The sequence below is a fragment of the Aurantiacibacter atlanticus genome (assembly GCF_001077815.2).
Classification (GTDB): domain Bacteria; phylum Pseudomonadota; class Alphaproteobacteria; order Sphingomonadales; family Sphingomonadaceae; genus Alteraurantiacibacter; species Alteraurantiacibacter atlanticus.
The window spans coordinates 2,425,016-2,441,580 of sequence record NZ_CP011310.1 but is presented as its reverse complement, the minus strand read 5'-3'; the positions used below and the strand labels follow the sequence as shown (position 1 = coordinate 2,441,580).

At 58.3% G+C, this 16,565-nt stretch carries 13 protein-coding genes and 1 tRNA gene; 9 read left to right on the top strand and 5 right to left on the bottom strand.

Translation table 11 applies throughout. The annotated features are described in order from the left end of the window. Positions 1 to 157: 157 nt before the first annotated feature. Positions 158 to 1,978 carry a translational GTPase TypA gene (typA, locus tag CP97_RS11885; protein WP_048886129.1) on the bottom strand — a complete coding sequence of 607 codons (1,821 nt, stop codon included), beginning with the start codon at positions 1,976 to 1,978 and terminating at the stop codon, positions 158 to 160. A gap of 250 nt (positions 1,979 to 2,228) precedes the next feature. Between typA and CP97_RS11880 the strand changes: the two genes are divergently transcribed. From CP97_RS11880 to CP97_RS11870, 3 genes are all read left to right on the top strand, one after another. After that, entirely contained in the window at positions 2,229 to 5,030 is a 2,802-nt protein-coding gene (locus CP97_RS11880; RefSeq protein ID WP_149036467.1) for a TonB-dependent receptor, read from the top strand. A 116-nt stretch (positions 5,031 to 5,146) separates the two neighbouring features. Further along, the gene (locus CP97_RS11875; protein ID WP_048886128.1) at positions 5,147 to 5,605 is read left to right on the top strand and encodes an RDD family protein; all 459 of its coding nucleotides are present in this window, start codon (positions 5,147 to 5,149) and stop codon (positions 5,603 to 5,605) included. Between the two features lie 95 nt (positions 5,606 to 5,700). Next, entirely contained in the window at positions 5,701 to 6,162 is a 462-nt protein-coding gene (locus tag CP97_RS11870) for a DUF805 domain-containing protein (protein ID WP_048886127.1), read from the top strand. Between the two features lie 10 nt (positions 6,163 to 6,172). Here the strand turns inward: CP97_RS11870 and CP97_RS11865 are convergent, their stop codons facing one another. Beyond that, positions 6,173 to 8,698 (bottom strand): ABC transporter permease, encoded by a 2,526-nt coding sequence (locus tag CP97_RS11865; protein WP_048886126.1) that lies wholly within the window; start codon positions 8,696 to 8,698, stop codon positions 6,173 to 6,175. A gap of 5 nt (positions 8,699 to 8,703) precedes the next feature. Then, positions 8,704 to 9,432, bottom strand: a complete 729-nt coding sequence (locus CP97_RS11860; RefSeq protein WP_048886125.1) for an ABC transporter ATP-binding protein — start codon at positions 9,430 to 9,432, stop codon at positions 8,704 to 8,706. Positions 9,433 to 9,513: 81 nt separating this feature from the next. On the opposite strand from CP97_RS11860, the gene CP97_RS11855 reads away from it, so the two are divergent. Then, positions 9,514 to 10,206 carry an arylesterase gene (locus CP97_RS11855; RefSeq protein WP_227819596.1) on the top strand — a complete coding sequence of 231 codons (693 nt, stop codon included), beginning with the start codon at positions 9,514 to 9,516 and terminating at the stop codon, positions 10,204 to 10,206. Positions 10,207 to 10,329: 123 nt separating this feature from the next. Here CP97_RS11855 and CP97_RS11850 read toward each other — a convergent pair whose 3' ends face one another. Then, positions 10,330 to 10,791, bottom strand: a complete 462-nt coding sequence (locus tag CP97_RS11850) for a J domain-containing protein (protein ID WP_048886124.1) — start codon at positions 10,789 to 10,791, stop codon at positions 10,330 to 10,332. A 162-nt stretch (positions 10,792 to 10,953) separates the two neighbouring features. Further along, positions 10,954 to 12,051, bottom strand: a complete 1,098-nt coding sequence (recF, locus tag CP97_RS11845; RefSeq protein WP_048886123.1) for a DNA replication/repair protein RecF — start codon at positions 12,049 to 12,051, stop codon at positions 10,954 to 10,956. A gap of 232 nt (positions 12,052 to 12,283) precedes the next feature. Here recF and CP97_RS16655 point away from each other — a divergent pair, with 232 nt between their 5' ends. The 5 genes from CP97_RS16655 (at position 12,284) to CP97_RS11830 (ending at position 16,543) form a co-directional block, all read left to right on the top strand. Beyond that, the gene (locus tag CP97_RS16655) at positions 12,284 to 12,412 is read left to right on the top strand and encodes a hypothetical protein (RefSeq protein WP_257730321.1); all 129 of its coding nucleotides are present in this window, start codon (positions 12,284 to 12,286) and stop codon (positions 12,410 to 12,412) included. Positions 12,413 to 12,451: 39 nt separating this feature from the next. Continuing rightward, on the top strand, positions 12,452 to 12,580 hold the full coding sequence (locus CP97_RS16650; RefSeq protein ID WP_257730320.1) for a hypothetical protein: 129 nt from the start codon (positions 12,452 to 12,454) through the stop codon (positions 12,578 to 12,580). After that, entirely contained in the window at positions 12,577 to 12,786 is a 210-nt protein-coding gene (locus CP97_RS11840; RefSeq protein ID WP_048886122.1) for a PspC domain-containing protein, read from the top strand. Before CP97_RS16650 ends, CP97_RS11840 begins: the two co-directional genes overlap by 4 nt. A gap of 89 nt (positions 12,787 to 12,875) precedes the next feature. Beyond that, positions 12,876 to 12,952, top strand: a tRNA-Arg gene (locus tag CP97_RS11835). A 432-nt stretch (positions 12,953 to 13,384) separates the two neighbouring features. Then, entirely contained in the window at positions 13,385 to 16,543 is a 3,159-nt protein-coding gene (locus CP97_RS11830) for a TonB-dependent receptor domain-containing protein (protein WP_227819595.1), read from the top strand. Positions 16,544 to 16,565 lie beyond the last annotated feature (22 nt).

Below are 16,565 nucleotides of genomic sequence, written 5' to 3'. Positions count from 1 at the left end.
TAGGCGAGGGAATCGCACTTGGCGAGCAAAGAAGGTCGCATCGCAACCCGCCACCCCAACCCTTCATTACATTGCTGAAGGGTTGGCGTGGCGGCGTTGAAAAACTCTGGTCAGATCAACAAGCGCCAGGGCCGGTTCAGCCCCATTTGCGCGCGCTTCAGTCCGCGCTCTTGCGCGATTCCCGCTTGCGCTCATGCGGATCGAGATGGCGCTTGCGCAAACGGATGTTCGACGGCGTAATTTCTACCAGCTCGTCGTTCTGGATATAGGCGATGGCCTGTTCCAGGGTCATCCGGCGGGGCGGGGTCAGGCGAATGCCTTCATCCTTGCCGCTGGCGCGGAAGTTGGTCAGCTGCTTGCTCTTGAGCGGGTTGACTTCCATGTCCTGCGGCTTGGCATTTTCGCCCAGGATCATGCCTTCATACAGTTTCTCACCCGGCTTTACGAACAGCGTTCCGCGATCTTCGAGCATGTTGAGCGCATAGGCCTGCGCCTCACCCTGTTCCATGCTGATCAGCACACCGTTCTGGCGGCCAGCAATCTTGCCCTTATAGGGGCCGTATTTTTCAAACAGGCGGTTCATGATGCCGGTGCCGCGCGTGTCGGACAGGAATTCACCGTGATAGCCGATGAGGCCGCGGCTAGGCGCGGAAAAGATAATACGGGTCTTGCCAGCGCCGCTGGGGCGCATGTCGGTCATCTCGGCCTTGCGCAGCGCCATCTTCTCGACAACTGTGCCGGAAAATTCATCGTCTACGTCAACCACGACGGTTTCATACGGCTCTTCGCGACCATCTGGACCATCGCGGAACAGGACGCGCGGTCGGCTAATCGAAAGCTCGAACCCTTCGCGGCGCATGTTCTCGATCAGGACACCAAGTTGCAATTCACCGCGACCAGCGACTTCGAATGCGTCCTTCTCGGCGCTTTCGGTGACACGAATGGCGACGTTGGTTTCAGCTTCACGCTCAAGCCGGTCACGAATGACGCGGCTCTGCACCTTCTCACCTTCGCGGCCCGCATAGGGGCTGTCATTTACCGAGAAGGTCATCGACAAGGTCGGCGGATCGATTTCCTGCGCCGGAACAGGCACGGTGACATTGGGATCGCACAGTGTGTTTGACACAGTGGCTGTGGTCAGACCGGCGATGGCGACAATGTCACCCGCCTTGGCATGGAGCACGGGGACGCGTTCCAGACCGTCAAAGGCGAAGACCTTGGTCGCCCGCCCGGTTTCAACGATATTGCCCGCCACGTCGAGAGCCTTGATCGGCATGCCCACTTCCAGGCGGCCGCTTTCGATGCGCCCTGTCAGGATACGGCCAAGGAAGCTGTCACGATCGAGCAGCGTCGCCAGCATGGCGAAATCGGCTGCCTCATCGAGGTCGGGGGCGGGGACATGTTCGAGAATTTTCTTGAACAAGGGATCGAGCGTGCCTTCGCGCGCATCAGGGTCTTCGCTGGCATAGCCATCGCGGCCACTGGCATAGAGCACGGGGAAATCGAGCTGGTCATCATCGGCATCGAGACTGACGAAAAGGTCGAATACTTCGTCGAGCACTTCTTCATGGCGGCCATCGGGACGGTCAATTTTGTTGACCACCACGATCGGGCGCAGGCCTAGCGAAAGCGCCTTGCCGGTCACGAATTTGGTCTGCGGCATAGCGCCTTCGGAACTGTCGACAAGCAGGATGACGCCATCGACCATCGACAAGATGCGTTCCACCTCTGCACCGAAATCGGCGTGTCCGGGCGTATCGACGATGTTGATGCGCGTGTCTTGCCACTCAACGCTGGTGCATTTGGCAAGAATGGTAATTCCGCGTTCTTTTTCCAGATCGTTGGAATCCATGGCGCGTTCTTCCACGCGCTGGTTCTCGCGGAAGGTGCCGGATTGACGGAAGAGCTGGTCGACAAGAGTGGTCTTGCCATGATCGACGTGGGCGATGATCGCCACGTTGCGAAGGGGCGCGGACATGCTGGTTTATTCCTGGGTCTGGGCCGAAGCCGAAAATTGGGCAGTGCAGTCATGCTGCACATGCGAACCCGCGCGCCTCTAGCGGAGTGTGGCCCGTGCCGCAAGGAAGATGCGTCATCGCAGCGATTTTGGTCTAAATTGACCTAAAGGTAAGAAGTCTGACTGTTGCGTAAAAGCTACACAGGCGGAGTCATTGAAAAGGCGATAGAACCTCGCCGATTGTGCTTCGCCCACTTGCTGGGTAGGAGAGATGGCGACCAAGAGTAGGTCGCTCCGGGCAGGAACGATTGCCGAAAACGGCAGCGCCCACCTTGCTCCGGGGAGAGAGATGGAGAATTCGATGAAAAAGCTTTGTGCCGGCAACGCCGGTGTTTCGCGCAATCTGCTGTGCAGCGTTGCTGCTGCGGCTCTGTTCATGCCAGGCCTCGCCTTCGCACAGGATGAAGCGGATGCCGGTCAGGACGTTTATCCCGAAGCGGGCGGCGAGGAAGCGGCACAGGGCAACCGGATTGTTGTTACCGCAACCAAACGTGAAGCCACCTTGCAGGAAATTCCCGTCGCCGTGTCGGTGACAGGGGCGGAAACGCTGGAGCGTGATCAGATCCGCGATATTCGCGATCTGCAGACGGTCGTTCCTTCGCTTACAGTCGGCCAGCGCCAGTCGAGCGCAAACACGGGCTTCTTCATCCGCGGTTTCGGTAATGGGGCCAACAATGCCGGCATTGAACCTTCGGTCGGAGTTTTCATTGATGGCGTCTATCGCAGTCGCACCGCCTCCTCCATCAGCGACCTGCCCAATGTGCAGCGTATCGAGGTGTTGCGCGGACCCCAGTCGACCCTGTTTGGTAAAAACGCTTCTGCCGGCGTCGTCTCTGTCGTTACGCAGGAGCCGCAGTTCGACTTCGGCGGTTCTGCCGAGCTAACCTATGGCAATTATGACAATATTGTAGCCCGTGCCTATGTCACCGGGCCGCTCGAAGATTCCGTGGCGGTCAGCATTGCGACTGGCCTTGCCTCACGCGATGGCTTCTTTGATGATCTCAATACCGGCAATTCAGCGAATAATCGTGATCGCTGGTTCGTGCGCGGCCAGGCGTTGATCGACAATGGTTCGAACCTCAGCCTGCGCATTATTGCCGATTATGACAGCATCGATGAAATCTGCTGCGGGGCGGTGAACGCACAAAGTGGTCCGCCAGTGCTGGCAATCCTTGGTGCGGGCGGTCAGGTGACTGATCCCAATAATCCCTTTGCCGATATCGTGGTCAACAATTTCGACTCGACCAATGACATCGAAAACCACGGTATTTCCGGGCAGCTCGATTATGATTTCGGTGAGTTCACCTTCACCTCGATCACGTCCAGCCGCACGACCGAAGCCGTGACGTTCCAGGATTCGGACTTCTCCAGCGCCGATCTGATCTACCCCAATTCGCAGGATTTGCGGATCGATACCTTCACCCAGGAATTCCGCCTGGCGGGTTCCATCGGGGATCGTGTCGACCTGCTGCTGGGCGTGTTCTACATCAATGAGGATGTCGATCAGTCCAACCAATTGCTCTACGGAGCTGATTTCCGCAATTATGCCGATCTGCTGATTCAGTCGGCAACGGACGGGGCCTTCACCGTATCATCGCTGGAGCAGGTGTTCAGCGCCAGCTACGGTGAGAACTTCATCGACACATTCTTCCTTGAAGGGCAGGGCTTCACCGAAGCCTATACGCTCGACTCGGAAGCTTACTCGATTTACGGTCAGGTCGATTTCGAGATCTTTGATGGTCTCGTGCTGACGCTGGGTGGCAATTACACCGATGACAGCAAGACTTTCACGCAGGAAGCGGTATCTACCGCCGTGTTCTCCTCGATCGACTTCGATTCTCCGCAACTTGCGCCGTTCCGCGGGCAAGTGCTGACCCAGGGCGCCATAGCGGCCACCGTCGGCGCGCAGCTGAATCTGGGCCGTTCGGCAACTGCGGCAGAGGTGCAAGCCTTTGCCACAGACCCGGCGACCGCACCTTTCTTCCCCACGATCCAAGCCGGTGCGCAGGCCTTTGCAGCGGCCAATGTCAACAATCCGGACGCCAACCCGCTCAACCCGCTCCGCGCGCTGCAATTCCTGCCGCAATTCGTCAATCTGCCAAACTCGGTTGAAGACGGGAAGGTTGGCGATGACAATTTCAGTTACACTGTGCGGCTGGCCTACGATGTCACCCGGGATGTAAATATCTACGCCAGCTATGCGACCGGCTTCAAGGCAAGTTCTATCAACCTGTCGCGCGATTCCCGTCCGGCGCTGGCGGATCAGGCTGCCATTGTTGCAGCTGGACTGGACCAGCCGAACCAGACCTATGGCTCGCGTTTTGCTGGACCGGAAGAGTCCGAGGTGATTGAAGTTGGCGTGAAGGCCAATTTCGACCTAGCATCGATCAACCTCACTGTGTTCGACCAGAAAATCAAGGGCTTCCAGTCCAACATCTTCACCGGCTCGGGCTTTGTCCTTGCCAATGCAGGCAGCCAGTCCACCTTCGGCGTGGAGCTTGAAAGTCAGATATTCCTTACCCCTGCATTCACGATCAATGCCGCAGTGAACTATCTCGATCCCAAGTTCGATAGCTTCGTGCAGTCGGCACAGGGCGACATTTCGGGCTCCACCCCCGCAGGCATCCCCGAATGGACAGTGATCGCAGGCGCGCAATATGAAGCGGATGTTGGCGGCGGGTTGCTTGTCCCGCGGATCAACTATCGCTGGTCCTCGGAATATCAACTGGTCGAGGGCCTGCCCAATTTCGCGGTGAGAGCTCCAGATGGCACGATCGTTGACGGGCAGCCCGCTATTGATGCAGGCTTGCCGTTCACCGGTCGCCAGAACAACTTAACAGCCTCGCTCACTTATGAGTGCGATTGCGGCTTCCAGCTCTCGGTCTGGGGTCGCAACATTCTGGATGATCGGTATTTTGGCACCGTCTTTGACAGCCCTGCACAGCCGGGCAATGTGTCGGGTTACCCCAATGACCCAGCAACATATGGCGTAACTGGCCGCTTCCGCTGGTAGGATGCAAGATAAAAGCTGATTAGGAAAAGGGGGTCCTTCGCGGCCCCTTATTCTTGCATGCTGGATAATTTTGTGATGGCTTGTCACATGGACAGGTACAATCAGGGGAATGTAATATGCCATATGCCGGTTTCTGGATCAGAGTAGGCGCCTACATCATCGATGCCATCGTCCTTGCGGTAGTGGGTGGTATCATCGGCGGTCTCTTCGGCGGTGCGGCCGGTTCAGCCAATGATCCAATGGGGTTCATGGCCGGCGGCAGCCTATTGCTGAACCTGATCAGCATTGTCATCGGCATTGGCTATTTTGCCGGTATGGAAAGTTCATCTTGGCAGGCGACACTGGGCAAGAAGGTGCTGGGCCTCGTCGTGGTCGATGAAAACGGCCAACGCATCAGCCTTGCCAAAGGCATCGGGCGTTATTTTGGCAAGATCCTTTCTGCGCTGATCGTGCTGATCGGCTTTATCATGGTCGCCTTCACTGAAAAGAAGCAGGGTCTGCATGATATGCTGGCAGGAACGCTTGTTCTGAAGGGCGCACCGGGCGAATATGGCACTGCGGGCGTTTTTGATTGATCCGCGCGCACCGAAATTTCAGAAATTGATGGGAGAAAGGGCGACGACGCCCCTTTCTCTTTTGCAAAAGCCACCTGACGGAGCAGCAGCGCCTCATGGAATGGATGATACTCCCGCTCAAACGCTATGCCGATTTCCGTGGCCGTTCGCGGCGCAGGGAGTTCTGGCTGTTCATGCTGTTCTACTCGGTTGTGACAATTGCTTTGTTCACCTTCTTCATCGCCGGTCTCGCCTGGACTGACATCGGGCGCGATGCCACTACGCAACTCTCGAATATCGGCGGGCCATTTTTGCTCGGCGGGGCGATATTTCTAATCTGGTATTTAGCGACGCTAATCCCGATGCTGGCAGTCACGGTCAGGCGGCTACACGATCGGGGGCTGTCGGGTTGGTGGTATGGTGGATTGCTGATTGCAGGCTTCGTTCCGCTGGTGAACCTCCTTATTCTACCCGGCTATCTCGCACTGCTCATATTCTTATGCCTTGATGGGGAAAAAGGGGCCAATAAATGGGGCCCCGATCCGAAGGACCCGGGCGAAGCGAGCGTTTTTCGCTGACCAACGCGCCCTAAAGCGTGCGCAGCACCTGTGCCGGGCGGGCGCGCAGTAGCGGAAGCGAAGCACCAAGAGCGAAGGCCAGCACCAGCACCAATCCGCCAGCCAGGACGGCAACGATCTCTGTCCAATCGGGCATCCAGTCAAATTCGAACATCTGCGTGACGATCAGCCACGCCATGCCGGAACCCAGCGTCAGCGCCACGCCTGCCAGAACGCCTGCCAACAGGCCGAATTCAGCAAATTGCAGTGCCAGCAATTGCCCGCGGCTCGCCCCCAGAACGCGCAGGATGACTGTGTCATAAATTCGTGCAGCGCGCGCTGCGGCAATCGCGCCGAGCAGCACAGCGATCCCCGCCAGGACCGCGACAGAGGCAGCGGCCAGAATAGCCAGTGAAACCTGATCAAGGATCGCTCTCGCCTCATTAAGAATAGGACCAACTTCGATCACACTGGAGGATGGGAAGCTGTCGACCAGGCTGCGCAGCAGGCCGCCCGCTTGCGTGCCTTCCGGAAAATCAATCGTTGCCGCCAGATTATGCGGTGTGTCTTCCAGAGTATTGGGGGTGAAGACATAGACATTGTTGAAGCCGAGGCTTTCCCAGTCGATCCGCCGCAGATTGGCAACACGGGCGCTGCGTTCCACGCCGAGGATCGAAATGGTGATGACATCGCCCACATTGATGCCCGCCGCCTGTGCCAGGTCAATGTCGATGGAAACCAGATGCTCGCCATCATGACCCACATCCCACCACTCGCCTTCGACCACGACGTTTCCATCGGGCAGCGTATCGGCATAGGTCAGTCCGCGCTCTCCGCTCAGTCCCCATGCACCTTCGGGCAATTCTTCCAGATCGGCGACTACGATCGGCGCATCTTCGGGGCCATAGGAGAGGATAGATCCGCGCATGGTGGGCACCGCATCGACGGTGGCATCGGGCGAAATATCCGTCACGATGGTGTAGAATTGCGCAAGCCCGTCCTTGGGAATGTCGAGCACGAAATAATCGGGCGCGCGCTCTGGCACCGAGTGCTGGATATTGCCATCAAGGCTGGATTGCACCCCAGCCAGAAGGACAAAGGCAGACAGGCCAAAGCCCAATGCCGTGACAAGCGAACCGGTTGCGGCGCCGGGACGATGAAGATTGGCCAGCGCGGCACGGATAATCGGGTTGGATGGGCGCGGCGCACGCGTAGCCGCTGCCCTTATCGCGCGACCCAGCAGTGCGAGGAAGCCCAGCGTCAGCGCCGCCCCGCCAAGGAAGCCTGCCGACAAGAGCGGTCGCGGCGAAAATCCGATGGCAAGAATGGCAATACCGCCAAGGCCGATGGCAAGCGGTAGCGCGGCTCCGCGCCATTGCCGCGCCAGCGGTGATACGCGGGCGCGCATCAGTGCCATTGCCGGAAAATCGCGCGCCCGCACCAGCGGCGGTGCGGCAAACACCAGCGCAACCAGCAGCCCGAAGGCGAGTGCCCGCACCAGTGCCCAGACGTCGATTACAAAACCGGTGCTGACCGGCAGGAGCGACCCTAGCGCGCCAGCAAGGATCGGTGTTATCGCCACGCCAACCACCAACCCTGCGAGTGACCCCGCCAGCGCCGCCGCGCCGATTTCCAGCGCATAGATGCGAGTGATGTCGCGCGATGTTGCACCAAGGATCTTGAAGGTAGCAATCGAATTGCGCCGGGCTTCCAGATAGGAATTTACGCCGCCGCCAATGCCAATGCCCGCAATTACCAAAGCGGCAAGCCCCACCAGCGTCAGAAATTCGCCCATCTGGCTGACGAAACGCTCTGCCCCGGGAGAAGCGCGGTCAGCAGTGCGGGTGTCGAAGGGAACCTGGGGGAATGCCTCACGCAGCGCCTCCTCCACCTCTTCGCCATCGTGATTGCCGTCAAAAGCAAGGCGGGTTTTGCTTTCATACATGGCGCCCACCGCCGTCAATCCGGCCTGTTCGGGCAGGGTGAGGGGGACGATGATCGTCTGGCCAAGGGCAAAACCTTCGCTCAACCGGTCAGGCTCTTCAGCTATGATACCCGCAACTGTGACTGTCTGCGTACCGATGGTGATGCTGTCACCGGTTGAAACTCCCAACCGCTCTGCCGCGCCGGGGGCCAGAAATGCATTGCTGCCCGCAGGCGCGCCCGAAGCGCCGACGCCTTCAAGCAGCAGCGTGCCATACATCGGGTAATTATCGGCAACTGCCTTCAGTTCGACCGGGACCGCGACATCGGGCGTGCTTGCCATCGCCTGCAGGCGGTAACCGGGGGACAGCGTGCCATATTGTGCAAGAAATACGCTCTCATCCTCTGTTAGTGGGCGCTGCCACAATTCAACTTCGAAATCGCCGCCCAGCAGCGATTGGCCTTGCAGGTCGAGTTCGCTCTGAATGGCGGAGGTCAGGCTACCAATGGCCGCCAGTGCGCCCACGCCCAGAAACAGACAGACGAGCAGCAGCCGCAATCCACGAAATCCGCTCGACAGGTCGCGCCGCGCAACGCCCCAGGCCTTACTCCAGCTAATAGCAGGATTGCGCATGGCGGTCAGACGCCCTGCCTAGCAGGAATTGTCACATCGCTGGCGATCACGCCATCGCCCAGCGTCACCACGCGATGGCATTTTTCTGCCAGCATTCGATCATGAGTGATGATGATGAGCGTCGCGCCGGTTTCCTCCCGGCGGTTGAACAGCATCTCAATCACGCTTTCGCCGGTGGCCGCATCCAGATTGCCGGTCGGCTCGTCAGCAAAGATCAACGGTGGGCGCGATGCGATGGCGCGGGCGATGGCAACGCGCTGTTGCTCACCACCTGAAAGCTGCGCCGGATAGTGGGTAAGCCGATGGCCAAGGCCGACTGCCTCAAGCTCTTCGGCGGCACGCTGCCAGGCACCACCTGTCCCAGCCAGTTCTAGCGGGGTGGCGACATTTTCGACCGACGTCATGGTTGGCAGGAGGTGAAACGCCTGAAGCACAATGCCGATGCGGCCGCGCCGCGCCAGTGCCAGCGCATCTTCATCAAGCTTGGTAAAATCCTCTCCCGCAACCGTGAGAGCACCTGAAGTTGCACGTTCCAGCCCTGAAAGCACTGCCATCAGCGAGCTTTTTCCGCTGCCGGAAGGACCCAGGAGCGCCAGCGTTTCGCCACTCTCCACATCAAGGTCTATTCCGCGCAGGATTTCTACAGCCGCATCGCCATCGCCAAGGGTCAGGCGCAGGTCACGTGCAGTAATTACATGGGAAACAGGGGCGGATTTGGGAAGGGGACTTGTCACCGCCTGCCGATGGCATAGCTTGGCATCATGAACAAGGCATACAAAAGACCATGGCGGGGCCGTAAAGGCGTTCTACCGATTGTGTCAGCTTCTGCGTTGGTATTCGCGCTGGCTGCCTGCGGGGCGGAGACACCCGTAACCGGGCAGTCTGCCGAGGAAGAGGAAACGCCGCATGAAATGATGCCGGTGATGGGGCCGGAACGGGTCATCCTCGGCTTTGGCGACAGTCTGATGGCGGGCTATGGTCTTGAGCAGGATGAAGGCTATCCCGAACGGCTCGAAGCGGTCATGCGGACACGCGGTATCAATGCGCGCATTATCGATGCGGGCGTTTCCGGAGACACCACGGCGGCAGGTTTGCAACGTATCGCCTTTGTGCTCGATAATCTCGATGCGGAGCCGGACCTTGCCATAGTGGAGCTGGGTGGAAACGATCTGTTGCGCAGTATTTCACCAGAGCAGACGCACGCCAATCTCAAAGGCATTCTTGATGCGCTGTCTGCGCGCGACATCCCTGTGGTGCTGATGGGCATGCGTGCCCCGCCAAATTACGGACCGGCCTTCCAGAATACTTTTGACAATATCTATCCCGCGCTGGCCGAGGAATATGATGCCGCCCTTGTGCCCTTCTTCATGGAGCCGTTGGTGGCGGACCCCGAACTGTTGCAGTCCGACCGCATCCATCCCAAGGCCGAAGGGGTGGAGGAAATGGTCGCCCGGACTGTTGATAGGGTGATCGGTGCCTTGCCGCCCGTGGACGAAGCTGCGCAATAGGCTGCGGTCAACCTGTGGTAGCGGCAAGCTGGGAAAGCATGGGCCTTGGGGCTGTGGCTGCCCTGCTGAGTGAGAATACATAGTCTACGCCCTGTATGGTGATGACCAGCTTGCCCTGCTCGTTCATTTCCACATAGCCCTTAGATTTGAGATACCAGACGTGAAATTCGAAATTGGCGTCCGAACAGCCAGTTTTTCCTGCAATAACCAGCCGACGATACCCGCGTCGGAAGTGTTCTCCCTGCGCCGCTTGTAAAGCCGCAGGAGGATATTGGACTGTATCTTCGCATCGTTGATCGTGGTTTCTTCGTCTATCCCGATGTCACTGTTGAGCGAGAATGATCTGGGGGATTCGCTTTTTTCCGTCGCGTAGGACCGATCATATTCGGCGCGCTTCTCCGGATCCTTCAGGAGGCGATAGGCCTCGACGATTTCGTGAAATCTGCTGGCATCATGCGTATCGCTATTATCGGGATGATACATCTTGGCAAAATAATGGTAGGCGAGCTCTAGAATTCGCGGCTCACAATCATGATCGACCTGCAGCAGGTCGTAATAATCGACGAAGCCCGATTCCCTATCCATTTGAGCAGTCCCAATCCGCCGAAAACCTTGCCCAGGCCACCATGCCTGATACCATTACCGCGGCAATCTATCCAAAGCATTGCGGCCTTGTCATCTCAAATGAAGCAACATCTGCCTTTAGTCGTCAGATAGGGCGGGGTAGTACTAAAGTTCCCCAATATTTCAGTTACTACTGCAATGACTCTCCGCAGTTCCATCGCTGATGCGCCAGGTGGCAGCATCTGCCGATATGCCCTGAAAAGGGCTGCGCTCCGTCCCGGTCAGCCAGACTTGCGATCCATTGTCGCGCAGTCTTTCAAACAGGGCATCTCGCCGCAGTGGGTCGAGATGGGCAGCGACTTCATCGAGCAACAGCAAGCCGGGGCGACCGCGCACAGCAAGATCGGCATGGGCAAGCGTCATAGCGATGAGCATCGCCTTTTGCTCGCCCGTACTGCATTCGGCAGCGGGCATGTTCTTGGCATCCATCACCACCTGCAATTCATCGCGATGTGGCCCTTCGAGAGTGCGCCCTGCTGCGCGATCGCGGCGTCGCCCGGCATGCAGGCGATCGCGCATGGCATCTTCCTCAAGCGCGCCACCGGGGAGATGGGTGAGTGCAGGGCGGGCAAAGGGGCCGGAGGGAAGAGCGCCTAATTCAGCGGACAACGCCTCCACCAACCGCGCGCGCGCCTGCGCCAATTGCGCCCCGGCAAGCGCCATCTGCGTCTCGATGGAATCGAGCCATGCGGGCTCGGGCTCCGGCAAATCGGAAAGCAGCTTGTTGCGTTCCCTCAGTGCATTCTCATAACGGCTGGCATGGCGTGCGTGCCCGGGCGAAAGGGCCAGCGCGAGCCGATCCATATAGCGGCGGCGAGCGCCCGCACTATCAGCGAAAATACGGTCCATTGCAGGGGTCAGCCAGCTTATGGCCAGCCATTCGCCAAGGCTGACCGCGCTTGCTTCGGCACCATTGACCTGCACAATACGCCGCCCTGGCCGCTGTCCTTGCATGCCGGTGCCTAGCGAGACCGGATCAGTCCCGCCGCCAGTGTCCAATTTTGCGCTGATGGCAAAGCCGCCATCTCCGGTCTCGCCCGCCATATCTGCCAATGCTGCGCGCCTCAGCCCGCGTCCGGGCGCGAAAAGCGAGATTGCCTCCAGGACATTGGTTTTGCCTGCGCCGTTTTCCCCGATCAGAAGATTAAGCTGGCGTGTGTCCTCAAGCCGCGTGTCGGCATGATTGCGAAAGGTGGAAAGGATGATGCGATCTAGCGCCATGGGTGCGCTGTCGTTCCTATGCCAGCACCTATTCCGACACCAGTCGAAAACAGCAATGCTCTAACTTGGTGTGAAATCCTAATTCTTGGGATAGGATCACATGAAACCTTTCTGCTTCTTGAACGAAATTGGCAGATTTCTGCGATTTTTCCGGTTTGGCACGCCTCCTGCACAGTTGTGAAGTATAGGACGCAGCACAGTGCAAACGTCCCACAATGAGGAAATTGTTTTCATGTTCAGCACCAATAATTTCGCTGCCAAATTGTTCGCCGGTCTCGGCGCAATCGCCATGACGGTCACCCTGATGGCCAGCAGTTTTGCAAATCCCAACGCCGCCAGCGTTGCAGGCCTGCTTGCCTGAGTCGCCCCCGACCAAACCAGATACTTCAGGAGCCATATAATGACTTTTACCAATGAATTTGCCGGCAAGGCTGCCGCTGCATTCGGCGCTGTTGCCATCACCGCCACCCTGCTGTTCAGCAGCTTTGCAAATCCCGCTACCACGACTTTCACCGGGATGCTGGCATGAACAAGATTCGTAAAACCTCCAATGGCACCCCGGCCAGGTTTCGTCTTGATAGTGCCAATGGCAAGATTGCCGGCGTGTGCGGTGGGATCGCCAATTATTTCAAGATCGATCCGCTGATCGTCCGGCTGATCTTTGCGATAGGGGCTATAGTTGGCTTTGGCAGCTTTATCCTTTTCTATCTTGTAATATGGTTGCTGGCCAACTGATCGGCCAGCAACCCCACCAAACTCACCATCTGAAAGAAGTCGCATCGGCATTTGCGCAAAACGCAAACATCGCTATCTGCCATATCCACGCGCCCATAGCTCAGCTGGATAGAGCACGAGACTTCTAATCTTGAGGCCGCAGGTTCGACTCCTGCTGGGCGCGCCATTCCTCAAATTTCTTTCTTAAAAGGGGCCGTTAGCTGTCAGTCCGGTTTACGGGGACTTCGCAGTCGTTCCTGCCGTTCATTAAATAACCGCTTCGTTGCAGTGCACCGTCGTCATCTTGAATAGTGATTGCGCGCTGACGAAATCGCGCAAGCCCGCGAGATCGGTGCCCTGTTCGAAGCCCGCCCGGGCGCATGTACTAATCGGCCACCAAGGCAAGATGCTCGATTGTCCGGCCCTCAGCCGTGCTAGGCAATTGCTGACGCAGGTCGAGGTTAGAGCGTGGCAGGATTCAGGTGAGTGTTGCGCAGAAGTCGCAGTTAGCAGCCTCAAGTTGCGTAGACAGGGTGGGGTGCTTGCAACTTTAGGTCTCACCTTTACCACTGGACACCGTAAACATCTTATTTTGGGGGCTTTAATGCATTATAGCAGGTTGAATTCGAAGAGCCGCTCCGTTCTGAGGGCGAGTGTCGGTCTTGCGGCAATCGCACTTTCCAGCGGCGCATACGCGCAGGAAGTGGAGAGCGAAGAAGAACCTCCCGTAGCCGTCACCACTCAGGAGGCGGCTGCACCAAAAGCTATCGTCGTTACCGGCTCGCGCATTACGTCGGTAACTCCGTTCAACAGCCCCGATCCCATCTCGATCGTCAGCCCTGAAGTGGCAAGGCAGGAAGGCAAGTTCGATCTCGCGAGTGCGCTGCAGAGCTCGCCTGTTGCCGCCGGCTCGACGCAGATTACGGCGGCCCTATCGTCGAATTTCGTGACCAATGGCGGTCCGGGTGCGCAAACGATTGACCTTCGCGGCTTGGGCCCGAACCGAACACTGGTTCTGCTCAACGGTCGCCGAGCTGGTCCCGCTGGTACGCGCGGTGGTGTGTCGTCCTTCGACCTGAACGTCCTTCCGCTCTCGATCGTCAATGACATCCAGATTCTGAAGACCGGTGCGTCGTCGATCTACGGGTCGGACGCCATCGCAGGCGTCGTGAACATCATCACAGGCAATCGGGAAGATGGCCTGTCGCTGGACTTCAATGTCTCGGTGCCCTTCGACAGCGGCGGCGAGGAATATCGTGGCAGCTTGGCCTATACGAAGACCTTCGATCGCGGCCATTTCACCATCGCTGGCGATTATTCGCACACGAACGAGCTGGCTCGCAACGATCGTGACTATCTCGCGTGCCCCGAGTCCTATATTTTCGACGAAAGCGGCGGCCGCGCCGATCTAATTGATCCGCGCACCGGCCAGTCGATGTGCGAAGATCTGCGTTGGGGCCATGTCTGGACCTACAATCTGATCGACAACCTCCAGCTTGATGGGCCGGGCGGGCCGAATACGGGTATCCAGACTTCGCCTAATGGAAGCACCGTTCTACTTCAGTACCAGTATCAGAACGGCGTTGCGGCCGGAAATCTCGGCGTTCCTGCCTATGGTTCTCCAGCCTATGGAGGTGACTTCAGTGCGCCCGAAGGATTCTTCCCGACCGGATACAATTCGGAAAGCATGGCGGTGCAGAATGCATACCACCCCTTTGCTGGTGAGCAGACGCTGATTCCGGAAACCGACCTCTATACTGCCTATGCTGAAGGCGCTTACGAGCTTTCAGACGCAGTCGAATTGTTTGGCGAATTCCTGTTCAACCGCCGCGAAAGCTATCAGAACGGCTGGCGCCAGTTCTGGAACTTCGGTTACACCGGTGAGCTCTACGGCACCGGACCGGGCACCACTTTCAATTATTGGGGCGATGGATTCGAAGGGGTGAACTTCATCAGCCCGACGGCGATCACCAACCAGGCCGACAACAGCCAGAAGGTCGATTACTACCGCGGCGTCGGCGGCATTCGCGGCAACTTTTCCTCGGTCGGAAACTGGCAATACGATGCCTATGTCCAGTACAGCCGCAGCGATGGCCGCTATCGGTCGCAACAGATCCTACAGGATGCCTATGACACCGGGTATTTCCAGACGAGCTCCTGTGTAGGCACCGTGACGCCGATCTCTGGCCGCAACTGTATCGATATTCCATGGGCCGATCCCGAATTTCTGCGCGGCAATCTGACGCAGGAACAGATCGGCTTCCTGTTCGACTGGGAAGAAGGTCGCACGATCTATACCCAGCTGACGGGCGAAGCAGTCGTCTCCGGCGAACTCTTCGAACTTCCTGCCGGACCAGTCGGTCTCGCCGCGGGTATCACGGTGCGCCGCGACAAGATCAAGGACACGCCGGGTGACATCACCCGCGCCGGTAACGCCTGGGGCGCCAGCTCTGGCGGTATCACCGCTGGCAAGAGCCTGACCAACGAGGCTTTCGGCGAGCTCAGTGTTCCTTTGCTGGCTGATCGTCCGTTCTTCGAAAACCTCACCCTGTCTTTGGCAGGCCGTCTCACCAATGTGACGGCAACGCGCCAGTCCGACGGTGTGCAGGACGAGGACAACGGTAACTTTACCTACAAGATCGGCCTCAACTGGGCGCTGACCGACTGGCTTCGTTTCCGCGGCAGTTACGGCACTTCGTTCCGCGCCCCCGCGCTGTTCGAGCAGTTCCTTGCCGACGAAACGAGCTTCGTAAATCAGCGTATCGACCCCTGCATCAACTATGGTGCCGGGGTGCAGAACGGAACCACCTCGCAGCGGGTGGCCGACAACTGCTCTGCCGACGGGATACCCGATGACTACCAAGGAGGCGGTATCACCGCGACTTCCTTCGCATCGGGCGGCCTTGGAATTCTCGAGGCCGAAACCTCGAAGGCCAAGACCTTCGGGATGGTCCTGACGCCCAACTTTGGCTTCTTGCCGGATACGGAACTCAGCTTCGCTGTCGACTATTTCGAGATCGAGGTGAATGGCGAGATTTCGCAGCTGGGTGCCCAGAACATTCTTTTCGGGTGCTACGATTCGGAAGACTTCGCCAGCGAACCGCTCTGTAATCAGTTCACGCGCGGCCAGAATGAGACTGCAGTCTATCAGATCGATGAAATCTATGACCAGTTCATCAACATCGCGAGCCAGAAGAATTCGGGGATCGATTTCTCCGCAAATCTGTCTCACGATTTGGGCAGTGCAGGTCTCTTCACATTGCGCGCCGAAGCAACTCGCCAGCTCGACAGGGATTTCCAACTCCTACCGACCTCGCCAGTCGAATCGAGCAACGGAGAGGCCGGTTCACCCAAGTGGATTGCGGACTTCCGCGCCACGTGGGCGCATGACTCGGGCCTGACGTTGTTCTACGGCATTAATCTGATCGGGGCGACTTCGGACCAGCAGGATTTCGAAGATCGCTACGGCGGCCCATGCCTGAATTCGTTCAACAACCAGGGTACAGACGACCCAAGCGACGATTTGCCGATCTACGGAACCTACTGTCCTGATCTTACGGTCGGCACGACTTTCTATCACAACTTCTCGTTGAGCCAGGAAATCGCCGATGGCCGTGCGGAGCTGACCGCGGGTGTGAGCAATATCTTCGATACCCGTCCGCCGCGTGTTTCGGTGCGCAACGGCGGTCAGATCTCGATGCTTGGCCCGGTCGTGGCGGCATCGCAGTATCCCTTTGTGGGACGCCGCGCCTTCGTCAACGTCTCGCTCAAGTTCTGAGGCCGACAGCCACGGACGGGTG